The organism is Extensimonas vulgaris, assembly GCF_003337425.1.
GTDB classification, from domain to species: Bacteria; Pseudomonadota; Gammaproteobacteria; order Burkholderiales; family Burkholderiaceae_C; genus Extensimonas; species Extensimonas vulgaris.
The window spans coordinates 344,990-360,632 of record NZ_QPJU01000002.1; the positions used below are offsets into that span (position 1 = coordinate 344,990).

14 protein-coding genes and 1 pseudogene are annotated in these 15,643 nt (G+C 66.6%); 12 read left to right on the forward strand and 3 right to left on the reverse strand.

Annotated features, from left to right (window positions below; translation table 11 throughout):
• Positions 1-194: 194 nt before the first annotated feature.
• Positions 195-3,881: a transglutaminase family protein gene (locus tag DFR45_RS04510; protein ID WP_114482492.1), complete on the reverse strand. Its 3,687-nt coding sequence runs from the start codon at positions 3,879-3,881 to the stop codon at positions 195-197.
• A gap of 561 nt (positions 3,882-4,442) precedes the next feature.
• Between DFR45_RS04510 and trpE the strand changes: the two genes are divergently transcribed.
• The 8 genes and pseudogenes from trpE to DFR45_RS04540 all read left to right on the forward strand — a co-directional run bounded on the left by trpE (position 4,443) and on the right by DFR45_RS04540 (position 10,526).
• On the forward strand, positions 4,443-5,951 hold the full coding sequence (trpE, locus tag DFR45_RS04515; RefSeq protein ID WP_114482493.1) for an anthranilate synthase component I: 1,509 nt from the start codon (positions 4,443-4,445) through the stop codon (positions 5,949-5,951).
• Positions 5,952-5,986: 35 nt separating this feature from the next.
• Positions 5,987-6,220: pseudogene (locus tag DFR45_RS14640) on the forward strand (chorismate mutase); the annotation flags it as partial.
• Positions 6,221-6,343: 123 nt separating this feature from the next.
• Positions 6,344-6,934, forward strand: coding sequence for an aminodeoxychorismate/anthranilate synthase component II (locus tag DFR45_RS14645; protein WP_170132844.1), 591 nt, complete (start codon positions 6,344-6,346; stop codon positions 6,932-6,934).
• A 30-nt stretch (positions 6,935-6,964) separates the two neighbouring features.
• A complete protein-coding gene (locus DFR45_RS04525) occupies positions 6,965-7,702 on the forward strand; it encodes a LysE family translocator (RefSeq protein WP_114482698.1) in 738 nt (245 codons plus the stop codon).
• A gap of 37 nt (positions 7,703-7,739) precedes the next feature.
• A complete protein-coding gene (trpD, locus tag DFR45_RS04530) occupies positions 7,740-8,768 on the forward strand; it encodes an anthranilate phosphoribosyltransferase (protein WP_114482495.1) in 1,029 nt (342 codons plus the stop codon).
• A gap of 3 nt (positions 8,769-8,771) precedes the next feature.
• On the forward strand, positions 8,772-8,924 hold the full coding sequence (locus tag DFR45_RS14475; RefSeq protein ID WP_170132841.1) for a hypothetical protein: 153 nt from the start codon (positions 8,772-8,774) through the stop codon (positions 8,922-8,924).
• Positions 8,917-9,729, forward strand: coding sequence for an indole-3-glycerol phosphate synthase TrpC (gene trpC / locus DFR45_RS04535; RefSeq protein ID WP_114482496.1), 813 nt, complete (start codon positions 8,917-8,919; stop codon positions 9,727-9,729). The genes DFR45_RS14475 and trpC overlap by 8 nt, the downstream gene beginning before the upstream one ends.
• A gap of 77 nt (positions 9,730-9,806) precedes the next feature.
• Positions 9,807-10,526: a uracil-DNA glycosylase gene (locus DFR45_RS04540; protein WP_114482497.1), complete on the forward strand. Its 720-nt coding sequence runs from the start codon at positions 9,807-9,809 to the stop codon at positions 10,524-10,526.
• 77 nt (positions 10,527-10,603) lie between these two features.
• On the opposite strand, the gene rpoH is transcribed toward DFR45_RS04540, so the two are convergent.
• Positions 10,604-11,536 carry an RNA polymerase sigma factor RpoH gene (gene rpoH, locus DFR45_RS04545; protein ID WP_114482498.1) on the reverse strand — a complete coding sequence of 311 codons (933 nt, stop codon included), beginning with the start codon at positions 11,534-11,536 and terminating at the stop codon, positions 10,604-10,606.
• A gap of 481 nt (positions 11,537-12,017) precedes the next feature.
• Here rpoH and DFR45_RS04550 point away from each other — a divergent pair, with 481 nt between their 5' ends.
• From DFR45_RS04550 to DFR45_RS04565, 4 genes are all read left to right on the forward strand, one after another.
• On the forward strand, positions 12,018-12,560 hold the full coding sequence (locus DFR45_RS04550; RefSeq protein WP_114482499.1) for a flavin reductase family protein: 543 nt from the start codon (positions 12,018-12,020) through the stop codon (positions 12,558-12,560).
• Between the two features lie 5 nt (positions 12,561-12,565).
• Positions 12,566-12,862, forward strand: coding sequence for a DUF1810 family protein (locus DFR45_RS04555; protein WP_114482500.1), 297 nt, complete (start codon positions 12,566-12,568; stop codon positions 12,860-12,862).
• A 110-nt stretch (positions 12,863-12,972) separates the two neighbouring features.
• A complete protein-coding gene (locus DFR45_RS14650) occupies positions 12,973-13,257 on the forward strand; it encodes a DUF1810 family protein (protein WP_277752671.1) in 285 nt (94 codons plus the stop codon).
• 248 nt (positions 13,258-13,505) lie between these two features.
• On the forward strand, positions 13,506-14,117 hold the full coding sequence (locus tag DFR45_RS04565) for a LysE family translocator (protein WP_114482502.1): 612 nt from the start codon (positions 13,506-13,508) through the stop codon (positions 14,115-14,117).
• A gap of 82 nt (positions 14,118-14,199) precedes the next feature.
• On the opposite strand, the gene ffh is transcribed toward DFR45_RS04565, so the two are convergent.
• The gene (ffh, locus tag DFR45_RS04570) at positions 14,200-15,576 is read right to left on the reverse strand and encodes a signal recognition particle protein (protein ID WP_114482503.1); all 1,377 of its coding nucleotides are present in this window, start codon (positions 15,574-15,576) and stop codon (positions 14,200-14,202) included.
• Positions 15,577-15,643: the final 67 nt, after the last annotated feature.

The window sequence follows — 15,643 nt, forward strand, 5'->3', positions numbered from 1 at the left end:
CGGGCTGGGCCGTTTGCCCGGGCCGGGCCGTCTGCACCTTTGACTGCGTGCCCATCCGCTGTCGTGGATGCTTTGGAATCCGTAGCTGCTTGCGCAGGCGCAGAGCCGTCTGACGGGTCTTTTGGCATAAAAAACGCGGGCGGCGGCGTGTCGCGGGGCGTTGGCGTTGGCGCGGGTGGGCGGCGGGGGCGCGCTCAGGTGCGCCGCAAGTCCAGCGTGAACGGGAACTCGCGGCTGGGCGTGGCCGGCGCGGCGTCGAGCTTGCCCGGCGTGTGCCCCATCTGGAAAAAGCGCGCGAGGCGCCGGCTCTCGGCTTCGTAGGCGTTGACGGGGAAGTTGTCGTAGCTGCGCCCGCCCGGGTGCGTGACGTGGTACTGGCAGCCGCCGAGCGAGCGCTGCATCCAGCGATCGACGATGTCGAAGGTGAGCGGCGCGTGCACGCCTATCGTGGGGTGCAGCGCCGAGGGCAGCGCCCAGGCCTTGTAGCGCACGCCGGCCACGTATTCGCCCGCGGTACCGGTGGGCTGCAGCGGCAGTGCCTGGCCGTTGCAAGTGATGACGTAGCGGCTGTCGTTGTAGCCGCTCACGTGCACTTCGAGCCGCTCGAGCGACGAATCGACGTAGCGCACGGTGCCGCCTATGGCGCCTTCTTCGCCCATGACGTGCCAGGGCTCGAGCGCGTTGCGCAGCGTGAGCGCCATGCCGCGCGCGGTGACCTGGCCGATGAGCGGGAACCGGAACTCGAAGTGCGGCGCGAACCACGCCATGTCGAAGGCGTAGCCGAATTCGGCGAGCTCGCTGAGCACGTCCTCGAAGTCCATGCGCACGAAGGTCGGTAGCATGAAGCGGTCGTGCAGCTCGGTGCCCCAGCGCGTGAGCGTGCCGCTCCAGGGCTGCTGCCAAAAGCGCGCGACGAGGGCGCGCAGCAGCAGCTGCTGCGCAATGCTCATGCGCGCGTGCGGCGGCATCTCGAAGGCGCGCAGCTCCAAAAGCCCCAGGCGCCCCGTGGCAGAGTCGGGCGAATACAGCTTGTCGATGCAGAACTCGCTGCGGTGCGTGTTGCCGGTGACGTCGATGAGGATGTTGCGCAGCGTGCGATCGACGAGCCACGGCGGCATCTCCTGGCCGTGCAGGGCGCGGTTGCGCGCGATTTCGCGCAGCGCGATTTCGAGCTCGTAAAGCTGGTCGTTGCGCGCCTCGTCCACGCGCGGGGCCTGGCTCGTGGGGCCTATGAACAGGCCGCTGAACAGGTACGACAGCGAGGGGTGGTTGTGCCAGTACGCCACCAGGCTGCCCAGCAGCTCGGGGCGGCGCAAAAAGGGCGAGTCGGCCGGCGTGGCGCCGCCGAGCACGAAGTGGTTGCCCCCGCCGGTGCCGGTGTGGCGGCCGTCGGTCATGAACTTTTCGGCGCACAGGCGCGTCTCGTGCGCCGCGGCGTAGAGGAATTCGGTGTGCTCGACGAGCTCGGCCCAGTCGTGCGCGGGGTGGATGTTGACCTCGATCACGCCGGGGTCGGGCGTGACCTGCAGCATCTTCAGGCGCGGGTCGCGCGGCGGCGGGTAGCCTTCGAGGATGATCTTCACGCCCAGCGCCTGCGCTGTGGCTTCGACGGCGGCGAGCAGGTCCAGGTAGTCCTCGAGCCGCGCGAGCGGCGGCATGAACACGTACAGGTGCTGACTTTGGCCGCCTTGCGTGCGCTCGGCCAGCGGGCCGTTGGCGCGCTGCGGGTCGCGCGCCTCCACGCACAGCGCGGTGCGCGTGAGCCAGGCAGCCGATTCGCCCAGGCGCGGCATGCGCGTGTCTAGGAGCCTGTCGGACTTTGGAATCGTCGGCTGCGAATGCGCCGCAGCGGCCCATTTTTTACCGTCTTCTTGCCCCATAGTCTCGCTATGGGGCGGCGAATCCGGCAAAAACTGCTCTCGCTGGGGCACATTCTCGCTATCGACGCCCAAAGTCCGACAGGCTCCGACGCCGGGGGCGACGGCGGGCGACAGGCCGGTGCCGGGGGCCTCATCGCCCTCCACGCCCTTGCCCACGCTCACGCCCTGCACGGCCACCGTGCCGCCTTCGGCAAAGCCGCCGCCGATCTGGTGCGGCGCAATACCGTGGCCCGGCCCAGCGTGGCCCGTGCTTTGCGTGCGCAGTGGCGTGTAGGCGGGCAGCGGCGCGCGCGGGGCGAATGGGTCTTGCTCGATGTGGTACGGGTAGTCGGCCTGCGCCACCCAGGGCAGCGAGTCGAGCGGCAGGCGCCAGCCCATGGGCGAGTCGCCGGGCATGAGGTACATGCGCTCGTCGCGCAAAAACCACGGCCCGCTGGCCCAGCGCGTGCGCGTGGCCGTGCCGTCTTCGGCCAAAAACGCGGGCGCATACGGCTGCAGCGGCAGCACGTAGCCCACCACGGCGTCCAGCCCCTGGCCGAACACGCGGCGCAGGCGTGCGCGCTCCAGCGGATCGTCGAGCTTGCTGTCGAACGGGTCCACGTTCACGGGCAGGCGCCGCTCGCGCCACAGGTAGTACCAGGTGTCTTCGTAGCCGGCCTCGATCCAGTTCGTGCTAATGCGCAGTTGCTCGGCCAGCGTGCGGATGAAGCGCTGCGCGTCTTCGTGCGTGTAGTGTGCGCTCTCGCGCTCGTCGGCCAGCAGCGCCGGGTCGTGCCAGCAGGGGCGCCCGTCGGCGCGCCAGAACACCGACAGCGCCCAGCGCGGCAGCTGTTCGCCCGGATACCACTTGCCCTGCCCCATGTGGATGAAGCCGCCCGCGCCGTAGTGCGCGCGCAGCCGCCCCAGCAGCTCGGTGGCGAAACCGCGCTTGGTCGGGCCCAGCGCGTCGGTGTTCCATTCGGGCGCGTCGCGGTCGCTCGTGGCCACGAAGGTGGGCTCGCCGCCCTGCGTGAGGCGCACGTCGTGGCGTTGCAGGTCGGCGTCCACCTGTTCGCCCAGCGCCAGGATGTGCGCCCATTGCTCTTCGGTGTAGGGCTTGGTGACGCGCGGCGACTCGTGCACGCGCGTGACCTGCATGTGGTGGCTGAACGTCACCTCGCATTCATCGACCAGCCCCTCCACGGGCGCGGCGCTCGAGGGCTGCGGCGTGCAGGCCAGCGGAATGTGCCCCTCGCCCGCGAGCAGGCCCGAGGTCGGATCCAGCCCGATCCAGCCCGCGCCGGGCAGAAACACCTCGCACCAGGCGTGCAGGTCGGTAAAGTCTTTGTCGGGGCCGCTCGGGCCGTCGATGGCCTTGACGTCGGGCGCGAGCTGGATCAGGTAGCCCGAGACAAAGCGCGCCGCAAGCCCCAGGTGGCGCAGCAGTTGCACCAGCAGCCAGCCGCTGTCACGGCACGAGCCGCGCGCCAGCTGCAGCGTGGTTTCGGGGCTTTGCACGCCCGGCTCCATGCGGATGGTGTAGGCCACGTCGGCGTGCAGGCGCTGGTTCAGCTCGACCAGAAAGTCTATGGTGCGGCGGGGCGTGCGGTCTATGCGCGCGAGGTAGTCGGCCAACAGCGGCGTGAGCGGGGTGAGCGGCTCCTTGGCCAGGTAGGGCGCAAGCTCCTGCTGCTGTGCGCTCTCGTAGCGAAACGGAAACTCCTCGGCGTAGGGCTCGAGGAAAAAGTCGAAGGGGTTATAGACCGCCATTTCCGCGACCAGGTCGATGGTGATCTTGAACTCGGTCGTGGGCTCGGGGAACACCAGCCGCGCCTGGTAGTTGGCAAACGGGTCCTGCTGCCAGTTGATGAAGTGTTTGGCCGGCTCCACGCGCTGCGAATACGCGAGGATTTTGGTGCGGCTGTGCGGCGCGGGGCGCAGGCGCACGACCTGCGGGCCCAGGCGCACGGGGCGGTCGTAGCGGTAGTGCGTGATGTGGTTCAGGGCGACGTGGATGGCCATGGGGCGTCTTTCGCAGAGGGTGGGACTTGCTTGTTCTGAGCCTAGGAGCCTGTCGGACTTTCGAATCGTCGGCTGCGAATGCGCCGCAGCGGCCCATTTTTTACCGGCTTCTTGCCCCATAGCACCACTATGGGGCTGCGAATCCGGCAAAAACTGGCCTCGCTGGGGCACCTTCTCGCTTTCGACGCCCAAAGTCCGACAGGCTCCTAGCAAGTCCTGCGCCAAACGCCGATGACAAAACAGCGCCGGTGGCGGCGCCCGTCGCGGCGCAATCACTTGCCGCCCACGCTCGGGCAGGGCCCAAAGCGCCAGGGCGCTTTGCTACACTTTGCGCCCATGTTCATTCACCGCACGTCCACCGCAGGTCGCAGCGACCGGGGAGCCTGGCCCTGGCGACGAGCACACCTTTGTTGATCGCGTCCGGCGCAGCGATCGGACGCACCCGCGCGGCCCAGCCTCGGGCCGTTTGGATCAAGTTTGAATCGAATGAACGAGGCGGCACCCGGCTTTCAGCCAGCCTTTCGACGCGACGCGGTGCCGCTTTCTCCCCAGGAGTCCCCGGTGATCTCAGAAGCAGAATTCCAAGCCCTGGCCGCTGCCGGCTACAACCGCATCCCACTTGTAGCTGAGGCCTTTGCGGACCTCGAAACCCCGCTGTCTTTGTATCTCAAATTGGCCTGCAAGGCAGATGGATCAAGCGCTGGCAGCTATAGTTTTTTGCTCGAATCGGTGGTCGGCGGCGAGCGCTTCGGGCGCTACAGCTTCATCGGCCTGCCGGCGCGCACGCTGCTGCGCGCGCGCGGCTTTGGTGAGCAGGCGTGCACCGAAGTGGTGACGGACGGCCAGGTGGTCGAGTCGGCGCCGGGCAATCCGCTCGACTTCATCGCGGCCTACCAGCAACGCTTCAAGGTCGCGCTGCGCCCCGGCCTGCCGCGCTTTTGCGGCGGGCTCGCGGGTTACTTTGGCTACGACACAGTGCGCCACATCGAGAAAAAGCTCGTGGCCAGCTGTCCGCCCGACACGCTGGGCACGCCCGACATCCTGCTGCTGCAGTGCGAGGAGCTCGCCGTCATCGACAACCTCTCGGGCAAGCTCTCGCTCATCGTCTATGCCGACCCGGCCACGCCGCAGGCCTACGCGCGTGCCTGCGCACGGCTCGACGCCTTGCGCGCGCAGCTGCAAAACCCCGTGCACCCGCCCGTGCTGCGCGCCAGCGCCAGCGCGCCCACGCAGCGCGACTTTGCCAAGGACGACTACCTGGCCGCCGTGCTGCGCGCCAAGGAGCTGATCGCCGCGGGCGACTTCATGCAGGTGCAGGTGGGCCAGCGCATCCACAAGCCCTACGACCAAAGCCCGCTCGCGCTGTACCGCGCGCTGCGCTCGCTCAACCCGTCGCCCTACATGTATTTTTACGACATGGGGGACTTTCAGGTGGTGGGCTCCAGCCCCGAAATCCTGGTGCGCCAGGAGCGCACCGACGCGGGCACCAAGGTCACGATCCGCCCGCTTGCGGGCACGCGCCCGCGCGGCGCCACGCCCGAGGCCGATCTGGCCGCCGAGCGCGAGCTCGTCAACGACCCCAAGGAGCGCGCCGAGCACGTGATGCTGATCGACCTCGCGCGCAACGACATCGGCCGCATCGCCAAGATCGGCAGCGTGAAGGTGACCGAAGCCTTTGCCGTGGAGCGCTACAGCCACGTCATGCACATCGTGAGCAACGTCGAAGGCATGTTGCAAGACGGCATGACCAACATGGACGTGCTGCGCGCCACCTTCCCCGCGGGCACGCTCACGGGCGCGCCCAAGGTGCATGCGATGGAGCTGATCGACCAGCTCGAGCCCGTCAAGCGCGGCATCTACGGCGGCGCCTGCGGGTATCTGAGCTACGCGGGCGACATGGACGTGGCCATCGCCATCCGCACCGGCATCGTCAAGGACGGCACGCTCTACGTGCAGGCGGCCGCCGGCGTGGTGGCCGACAGCGTGCCCGAGCTCGAATGGCGCGAAACCGAACACAAGGCGCGCGCGCTGCTGCGCGCCGCCGAACTCGTCGAGGAGGGGCTGGAATGACCAAGGCCATCGAACAGGTGCTGCACTGCACCACCATGAGCGAAGTGCGCCGCGCCGTCGATGCGCTCGACGACGCATTGGTGCCCCTGCTCGTACAGCGCCTGGGCTACATGCTGCAGGCCGCGCGCATCAAGCAGGCGCCCGAGCAGGTGCGCGACGAGGCGCGCATCGCCGCCATCGTGGAGCGCGTGCGCGCACGCGCCCAGGCCGAAGGCGGCCCGCCCGAGGTGCTCGAAGAAATCTACCGCGCCCTCATGGAAACCTGCATCGCCTTCGAGCAGCGCGCATTCGACCGCCTGCACAGCGCGCCGATGCAACCTGCGAGCGGCCAGAATGCCAACGTCCCATCGGCCGGCACTGCTGCCAGCGCGCCCGCCAGCGCGGCGCACGCCGTGCGGCTGCTCATGATCGACAACTACGACAGCTTCACCTACAACCTCGTGCAGTATTTCGGCGAGCTCGGCGCGCAGGTGCAGGTGCTGCGCAACGACGAAGTCACGCTCCAAGAACTCGACGCGCTGTTCCAGTCCCGCCGCTTCGAGCGCCTGTGCATCAGCCCCGGCCCATGCTCGCCCGCCGAAGCCGGCGTGTCGGTGCCCGCGATCCGCCACTTTGCCGGCAAGCTGCCGATCCTGGGCGTGTGCCTGGGCCACCAGGCCATAGGCGCGGCCTTCGGCGGGCGCATCGTGCGCGCGCGCACGCTCATGCACGGCAAGACCAGCCCCATCACCACCACGCAGCAAGGCGTGTTCGCGGGCCTGCCGCGGCAGTTCATCGTGAACCGCTACCACTCGCTCGTGATCGAGCGCACGAGCTGCCCACCTGAGCTGCACATCACCGCCACCAGCGACGACGACGGCGAAATCCAGGGCGTGCGCCACACCGGCTTTGCCGACGCCGTGCGCATCGAGGGCGTGCAATTCCACCCCGAAAGCATCCTGACCGAGCATGGGCACGCGATGCTGGCGAACTTTTTGCGCTGAGCGCGAGCGCATTGCAAAGGGATGAATCCCATGCCTGACGCCCACCACCTCCTGCTCTTTCTCGCCGCCGGTTTGGTGCTCAACCTCACGCCGGGGCCGGATGTGATGTTCATCGTCGCCAACGCGGTGCGCGCCGGGGTGCGCGCGGGCGTGGCGGCGGCGCTGGGGATTGCGGCGGGGTGCCTGGTGCATGTGGCGGCGGCGGCGCTGGGCGTGTCGGCGCTGCTCGCGGCCAGCGCGACGGCGTTTGCGCTGCTCAAATGGGCGGGCGCGGTGTATCTGGTATGGGTGGGCGTGCAGATGCTGCGCGCGGCCTGGCGTGCGGGTGGCGCGCAGGATACTTCCAAATCGATAGCTGCTAGCGCAGGTGGGACGGGCACTAGCTGCATTTTTGATGCCAAAAATCCGGCCGCCGAAAGTGCCGCCCCGGCCACGCCCGCTCCACCTGTCGCGCTCGCCACCGTGCTGCGCCGCGGCTTTCTGACCAACGTGCTCAACCCCAAGGTGGCGCTGTTCTTCCTGGCCTTCGTGCCGCAGTTCATCGCGCCGGGCACGGCGCACACGGGCGCGGTGTTCTTGCTGCTCGGCCTGCTGTTTACCGTCAACGGCCTGCTCGTGTGCCTGGGCTGGGCCTGGGTGGCGGCCTGGGCAGCGCGGCGTGCGGGCGCCTTGCAGCGCGCGCTGCGCTGGCTCGACGGCGTGGCTGGCGGCCTGTTCATCGTGTTTGGCGTCAAGCTCGCGCTCACGCAGGCGCCGGGGGCGCGCTGATTTTTCTGGTTTTTTGAACGATTCGGAGACATAGCCCATGCCCATCACCCCCCAGGAAGCGCTGGCGCGCACCATCGAGCACCGCGAGATTTTTCACGACGAGATGCTGCACCTGATGCGCCTGATCATGAACGGCGAGATTTCGCCGCTGATGGTCGCCGCCATCATCACCGGCCTGCGCGTGAAAAAGGAGACGATAGGCGAGATCACCGCCGCCGCGCAGGTGATGCGCGAGCTCTCGACCAAGGTGCAGGTGGCCGACGCGACGCACCTCGTCGACGTGGTGGGCACGGGCGGCGACGGCGCGCACACCTTCAACATCAGCACCTGCAGCATGTTCGTGGCCGCCGCCGCAGGCGCCAAGGTGGCCAAGCACGGCGGGCGCAGCGTGTCGAGCAAATCGGGCAGCGCCGACGTGATGGAGGCGCTGGGCGTGAACATCCACCTCGCGCCCGCGCAGATCGCGCGCTGCGTGGCTGAGACGGGCGTGGGCTTCATGTTCGCACCCAACCACCACCCGGCGATGAAAAACGTCGCCCCCATCCGCAAGGAAATGGGCGTCAAAACCATCTTCAACATCCTCGGGCCGCTCACCAACCCCGCGGGCGCGCCCAACATCCTCATGGGCGTGTTCCACCCTGACCTCGTGGGCATCCAGGTGCGCGTGCTGCAGCGCCTGGGCGCTGAACACGCGCTCGTGGTGCATGGCCGCGACGGCATGGACGAAATCAGCTTGGGCGCGGCCACCATGGTGGGTGAGCTCAAGGACGGTGAAATCCGCGAATACGAGGTCCACCCCGAGGACTTCGGCCTGGCCATGCAGAGCAACCGCAGCCTTAAGGTGAACACGCCCGAAGAATCACTCGCCATGCTGCGCGGCGTACTCGAAGGCCGGCCCGGCGCGGCCCGAGACATCGTTCTGCTCAACGCCGGCGCCACGCTCTACGCCGCGGGCGTGGCGCCCGACATCGCCACCGGCATCGCGCGCGCGCGCAACGCGATCGATTCGGGCGCCGCACAGGCCAAGCTCGAGCAGGTGGTGGCGTTCAGCCGGGCGGCGGGTTGAGCGATGAGCCCCCTCTGGCACGACGAAGGCCTGTGGATCGCCTTGGGCGTGACGCTGGTCACCATCGTGGCGGCGCTCGTGATGCGCCATGTTTTCATCAAAATCCTCAAAGATCCCGCACCAGATCAGCGCAAGGAGCTATCAGATAATGAGTAACATCCTCGACAAAATCGTCGCCGTCAAGCGCGAAGAAGTCGCCGCCGGGCGCAGGAAGATGCCGCTTGCGGCCATGCGTGCCGACGCCGAAAGCCGCGTGCTCACGCGCGACTTCGTGGGGGCGCTGCGTGCCAAGATCGCCGCAGGCCAGGCCGCAGTGATCGCCGAAGTCAAAAAAGCCAGCCCGAGCAAGGGCGTGCTGCGCGCCGACTTCATCCCTGCCGACATCGCGCAAAGCTACGCCGTGGGCAACACCGACCGCGGCGGCAAGGTCAGTGCGGCCTGCCTCTCGGTGCTGACCGACAAGCAGTTTTTCCAGGGCAGCATCGATTACCTCAAACAGGCGCGCGCCAGTTGCGAGTTGCCCGTGCTGCGCAAGGACTTCCTCATCGACGCCTGGCAGGTTTATGAGGCGCGCGCGATCGGCGCCGACGCGATCCTGCTCATCGCCGCCTGCCTCGATGACGCGCAGATGGCCGAGTTCGAGGCCATCGCGCAAAGCCTGGACATGGCCGTGCTAGTGGAGGTGCACGACCAGCCCGAGCTCGAACGCGCGCTGCGCCTGCAAACGCCGCTGATCGGTGTCAACAACCGCAACCTGCGCACTTTCGAGGTGTCGCTCGAAACCACGCTAAACCTTTTGCCCGCGCTGCCCCCCGAGCGCCTGCTCGTGACCGAAAGCGGCATTGCCACGCGCGCGGACGTAGAGCGCCTGCGCGCCGCGGGCGTGCACGCCTTCCTCGTGGGCGAGGCCTTCATGCGCGCCGCCGAACCCGGCGAGGCGCTTGCGGAGTTGTTTGCCTGACTATTTTCGTCAGTATCAAATAAATAGCTGCTTACGCAGGTGCAACAAGCGCAAAAGCCCATTTTGACCAAAAAACCATGAACGCCGCGCCGCCACCCTCCACCCAGTTGCAAAGCGCCAATCCCGCCGACTGGCCCGTGGCGCCGGGCTGGCGGCCGCTCGTCGATGCGTTTTTTGCGAGCCCCACAGGGCAGAATCTGCTGCGCTTTTTGCAAACGCGGCTGGACGCCGGCGCAACCATCTTCCCGCCGCAGCCGCTGCGCGCGCTCGAACTCACGCCGCCCGAGGCGGTGCGCGTGGTGATCCTCGGGCAAGACCCATACCACGGGCGCGGCCAGGCTGAGGGGCTGGCGTTTTCGGTGGCGCCGGGCGTGCCGCTGCCGCCCTCGCTGCGCAACATCTTTCGCGAGCTGCAGCGCGACCTCGGTGTGCCGCCGCCGCCCTTTCCGCAGCCCGGCGGCAGCCTGGCCCAGTGGGCGCGCCATGGCGTGCTGCTGCTCAACGCCTGCCTCACGGTCGAAGAAGGCCAGCCCGCGAGCCACGCCGGCAAGGGCTGGGAGCAGCTCACCGACGCCGTCATCCGCCATGTCGCGCAGGGGCCGCGGCCGGTCGTGTTCATGCTCTGGGGCGCGCACGCGCAAAACAAACGCGCGCTCATCGGCAACGACCCGCGCCACCTCGTGCTCACGGCAAACCACCCCTCGCCGCTTTCGGCCGAACGCCCGCCGCAGCCCTTCATCGGCTGCGGCCACTTCGGCAAGGCGCGTGAGTTTCGGCTGCGGCAGCAGGGGGGGTGAAAACAAAAAGCGCCGCTACGAGCGGCGCTTTTCGTATCGTTTGGCAGCCCGCAAACGCGGCTGCGCCAGCGCGACCATCAGGCGTATTGCGCCAGCGCCTTTTTCATCTTCTTCATCGCAGCGGCCTCGATCTGGCGGATGCGCTCGGCGCTCACGCCGTAAATGGCGGCCAGATCATGCAGGGTCTTGCCGCCCGAGCCATCGTCGTTGACCTTGAGCCAGCGCTCTTCGACGATGTGGCGGCTGCGCGGGTCCAGCGTTTGCAGCGCGGTGGCGATGCCGTCGGTGGCCAGCATTTCGCGCTGGCGCGATTCGAGCATGGCGGTGGGCTCGTGCGCCGCGTCGGCCAGGTAGGCGATGGGGCCGAACGCCTGCTCGCCGTCCTCGCTCGGGGCCGGGTCGAGCAGCACGTCGCCGCCGGCCATGCGCGCTTCCATCTCGATCACTTCTTCGCGCTTGACCTTGAGCTGCCGAGCCACGGCGTCGATTTCATGCTCGGACAGCGTCTCGCGGTAGGTGTCGGTGTCGGCAGCGTCGGCCTTGAAACCCTGTTTGAGCGAACGCAGATTGAAAAACAGCTTGCGTTGCGCTTTGGTCGTCGCCATCTTGACCATGCGCCAGTTGCGCAGGATGTATTCGTGGATCTCGGCCTTGATCCAGTGCATGGCGTAGCTCACGAGGCGCACGCCCTGGTCGGGGTCGAAGCGTTTCACGGCCTTCATCAGGCCCACGTTGCCTTCCTGGATCAGGTCGCCGTGCGGCAGGCCATAGCCGAGGTACTGGCGCGCAATCGACACCACCAGGCGCAGGTGCGAGAGCACGAGTCGTCCTGCGGCCTCGATGTCGCCGTGTTCCTTGAATTGGCGGGCATAGCGCTGCTCTTCCTCGTACGTGAGCATGGGCAGGCGGTTGACCGCTGCGATATAAGCGTCCAGATTCCCCAACGGTGGCACCAGCGCCCAGGGGTTGGCAGGGGCCAGTGCCGTAGTGCTTGCAGATGCAGTAGTCATATCAGGAATCCTCTCTTTCGTGTGCCGACAATGAATGTTAGCACTCGCTTAGATAGAGTGCTAACGCCGAAGTTCCCTGTCACAGTGCTAATGCGAAAGACTGCTTTTTGCTCCCATTGAAATGGGGTCGATGGCAAAAACAGGCTCTGTTGGTGCACTTTTCGCCCCAATACCGTTCGTTCAATGGGGCCACGCATTGTGGGCTCGGTTCGGCTGGGGCGCGCAAAAGCCGATGCGCAAAGTTCCGAAATCTTGCCCTGGATCAAGGTTTTGACTGGTGCGGCAGCAGGACGTTTCGAGCTTTCCTCGCGATACAAGTTCCAAAAGCGTGGCTGCCGCGCCCTGCAGGTAGGTCCTGGTGACGGTGGGCAGCGCACCTGCCCATCTGCCCATCTGCCCATCTGCCCATCTGCCCATCTCCCCACCATTGACACCAGGAGCGCGAGCGCGCAAGCTCGGTGCCATTTTCAGAGGTGCTTTCATGCAGCCATTCAGCCTGAGCAAAGCCTTTACCCTGATAGAGCCGGGGCCGGTGGTGCTCGTGACCACCCGCGACGCGGGCAAGGACAACGTCATGACCATCTCCTGGACCATGGTGATGGACTTCAGCCCCGTCTTCGCCATCACCACGGGGGCGTGGAACCATTCCTTTCATGCGCTGCAAAAAAACCGCGAATGCGTGCTCGCCATTCCCACCGTGGACATGCTCGACGAGGTGGTCGGCATAGGCACTTGCTCGGGCGCGGACACCGACAAGTTTTCCCGCTTTGCACTGACGCGGGCGCCGGCGCGGCATGTCGCGGCGCCTTTGATCGAGGAATGTCTGGCCAACATCGAGTGCAAGGTCACGGACATCATCGAAAAGCATGACATCGTCGTGCTGCAGGGGCTCGCGGCGTATTTCGACACCGGGCGCAAGGAGCAGCGCATGCTGCACGCGGTGGGCGATGGCACCTTCATCGTCGATGGGCGCCGGATGGACCGACGCAAGATGATGGCCGCCAAGCTCCCGCCGGGGGTCTGAACGTGATGGACTTGGAGCGATTCCTCACGGCGCAGGCGCCCGTCATGACCCAGGTGATGGCCGAGCTGCAGGCCGGCCACAAGCAAAGCCATTGGATGTGGTTCGTCTTTCCGCAGCTCAAGGCGCTGGGCCATAGCGCCACGGCAAAGTTCTACGGGCTCGAAGACCTGGCCGAGGCCCTGGCGTATCTCGCGCATCCCGTGCTCGGTGCGCGGCTCTTGGAACCTGTTCAGAGTCTTTTCATGGGGTACGTTGCCCCGCAAAGGCAGTGGATGCAAGGCGCCCACCGCAAGCCGCACTGATGTGCGGCGAGGATGGGCAACGCCGCAGACGCTGCCTTTGCGGGGCAACCCGAAGGGCATGGCAGCAAACGGCCACGCTCGTCGTTGCCCGCCTTGCCCAGGCCGCCAGCATGGGCTGCGGCAGGCGCCTAGACCGTGACCGTTTGCTGCCATGCGTACCCCATGAAAAGACTCTGAACAGGTTCTTAGATTGCACCCGGGCCGTGCTCGCGCATGCGGGCAAGAAGACCGCGCACGAGATCTTTGGCGCGCCCGACGACCGCAAGTTCCAGTCGTGCATGACGCTATTCATGCTCGCTGCGCCGCAAATAGACGTGTTCCGTCACGCCTTGGACGCTTTCTATGAGGGCCAAGCCGATGTCAATACGGTGCGGCTCTTGGAGGGCGCAGCGTAGGGCGGGGAATACCGGGGCGCTCTACCCAGCCATAAGCGCGGTAGGACAGCCACGGCAGCGTCAGGGCTGCCTGCAGGTAAAAAAGGAGCGTGGTTCGAATCGGGCCATGTCGGTCGCACGGGCGGGGAGGTTTCCGAGAAGGGTAGGATTGTGCCGGCTCGCCCGCGCCCTATCGCCTGACCTGCGGCACACTCGGGGCTTGTTTTGCTGCGCTGCCAGCGCAATTTCGCAACCGCATTCCATTCGCTATGAGTTGGCACACCTGGTTGATCTATCTGCTCGCCGCCGTGGGCCTGTCGCTTACGCCCGGCCCCAACAGCCTGCTCGCGCTCACGCACGGCGCCCTGCACGGGCACCGGCGCACGCTGTTCACGATCGCCGGCGGTGCGCTCGGCTTCATGCTGCTGATCGCCCTGTCGATGCTGGGCATAGGTGCGCTGCTGCAGGCCTTGTCACACGCGCTCACGGTGCTCAAGTGGGTGGGCGGGGCGTATCTCGTGTGGCTCGGGATTCAGCTGTGGCGCGCGCCACCGCTGCAGTTGCAGGCGGTGGACGAGGCGCTCTTTCCGCGCCGCGCGCAGCTGTTTCGCCAGGGGCTGTTCGCCGCCGTCTCCAACCCCAAGGCGCTGCTTTTTTACGGCGCCTTTCTGCCCCAGTTCATCGACCCGGCGCGCAGCCTGTGGCTGCAGTTCGTGGTGATGGCCGGCACCTTCATGGTCACCGAGTGCTGCGTGGAATTTTTGCTCGCGCGGCTCGCGCACCTGATCCGCCCGGCGCTCGAGCGTTTCGGCAAACGCTTCAACCGCGTCTGCGGCGGCCTGTTCGCGGCCATGGGGTTGGCCCTGCCGCTCACGCGCTGAGTGCGAAAATCCTAAATTTATAGCTGTCTGCGCTTTCTGGATCAGCGCTAGAGGCCAAAATGGCTTGAAATTTCAGAAGTTGTCAGAAAGGCATTTTGGGCATGCCGCCGCCCAGGCCTTTCATGCCGCCCATTCTCTTCATCATTTTCATCAGGCCGCCGCCCTTCATTTTTTTCATCATTTCCTGCATCTGCTCGAACTCCTTGAGCAGGCGGTTGACCTCTTGCACCTGCACGCCCGCGCCCTCGGCGATGCGCTTTTTGCGCGAGGCCTTGATGATCTCGGGCTTGCGGCGCTCCAGCGGCGTCATGCTCTGGATGATGCCTTCCTTGCGGCGGATGTCTTTTTCGACCTTGCCCATGTCGACCTTGCCCGCCTGCGCGCTCAGCTGCGTGGGCAGCTTTTCCATGAGGCTGGAGAGCCCGCCCATCTGCTTCATCTGCTGAATCTGCGCGAGGAAGTCGTTGAGGTCGAAGCCATTGCCGCTCTTGACTTTGGCGGCGAGCTTTTGCGCGGCGTCCAGATCGACGTTGGCCGTGACCTGTTCGACCAGCGCGACGATGTCGCCCATGCCCAGCACGCGGCCCGCGTGGCGTTCGGCGTCGAACACTTCGAGGCCGTCGATTTTTTCCGACACCCCGGCGAACTTGATCGGCGCGCCCGTGATCTGGCGCACCGACAGCGCCGCGCCGCCGCGCGCGTCGCCGTCCAGTTTGGTGAGCACGATGCCCGTGAGGGGCAGCGCTTCTTTGAAGGCGCGCGCCGTGTTGATGGCATCCTGGCCCTGCATGGCATCGACGACGAACAGGGTTTCGACCGGCTGCAGCGCCGCGTGCAGCTCCTTGATCTCCTGCATCAGCGCCTCGTCGATCGCGAGGCGCCCGGCGGTGTCCACCAGCAGCACGTCGAAATAGTGCTTTTTGGCGTAGTCGAGTGCGGCGCGCGCGATCTCGAGCGGCTTTTGCTCGGGCGAGCTCGGAAACCATTCGGCCCCGGCCTGGCGCGTCACGGTCTTGAGCTGCTCTATGGCCGCAGGCCGGTACACGTCACCCGAAACGGTGAGCACTTTTTTCTTGCGCTTTTCGATCAGGTACTTGGCGATTTTTGCCGTGGTCGTCGTCTTGCCGGCGCCCTGCAAGCCGGCCATGAGGATCACGGCAGGCGGCTGCGTGGCCAGGTTCAGATCGGACACGCCCTCGCCCATGGTGGCGGCGAGCTCGCGGTGCACGATGCCCACCAGCGCCTGGCCGGGCTTGAGGCTGCCCAGCACCTCCTGCCCCAGGGCCTTTTCTTTGACGCGCGCAATGAAGTCACGTACCACGGGCAGGGCCACGTCGGCTTCGAGCAAGGCCATGCGCACTTCACGCAGCATGTCCTGCACGTTGGATTCGGTGATGCGGGCCTGGCCGCGCATTTCTTTGACGAGGCGCGAGAGTTTGTCGGTCAGAGCGGAGGCCATAGGAGCAAGGGGCTGGAGGTGGAGGATCGGTGCAGTGCAGTGCAGCGCTGCAAAGCATGCCGCAAAG

Coding starts and splice junctions, on each gene's coding strand:
- DFR45_RS04525 (WP_114482698.1), top strand. CDS start 6,965: ATGCCTGACGCCCACCACCTCCTGCTCTTTCTCGCCGCCGGTTTGGTG.
- DFR45_RS04510 (WP_114482492.1), bottom strand. CDS start 3,881: ATGGCCATCCACGTCGCCCTGAACCACATCACGCACTACCGCTACGAC.
- trpC (WP_114482496.1), top strand. CDS start 8,917: ATGAGTAACATCCTCGACAAAATCGTCGCCGTCAAGCGCGAAGAAGTC.
- DFR45_RS14475 (WP_170132841.1), top strand. CDS start 8,772: ATGAGCCCCCTCTGGCACGACGAAGGCCTGTGGATCGCCTTGGGCGTG.
- DFR45_RS04550 (WP_114482499.1), top strand. CDS start 12,018: ATGCAGCCATTCAGCCTGAGCAAAGCCTTTACCCTGATAGAGCCGGGG.
- DFR45_RS04555 (WP_114482500.1), top strand. CDS start 12,566: ATGGACTTGGAGCGATTCCTCACGGCGCAGGCGCCCGTCATGACCCAG.
- rpoH (WP_114482498.1), bottom strand. CDS start 11,536: ATGACTACTGCATCTGCAAGCACTACGGCACTGGCCCCTGCCAACCCC.
- trpD (WP_114482495.1), top strand. CDS start 7,740: ATGCCCATCACCCCCCAGGAAGCGCTGGCGCGCACCATCGAGCACCGC.
- DFR45_RS04540 (WP_114482497.1), top strand. CDS start 9,807: ATGAACGCCGCGCCGCCACCCTCCACCCAGTTGCAAAGCGCCAATCCC.
- ffh (WP_114482503.1), bottom strand. CDS start 15,576: ATGGCCTCCGCTCTGACCGACAAACTCTCGCGCCTCGTCAAAGAAATG.
- DFR45_RS04565 (WP_114482502.1), top strand. CDS start 13,506: ATGAGTTGGCACACCTGGTTGATCTATCTGCTCGCCGCCGTGGGCCTG.
- DFR45_RS14650 (WP_277752671.1), top strand. CDS start 12,973: ATGGGCTGCGGCAGGCGCCTAGACCGTGACCGTTTGCTGCCATGCGTA.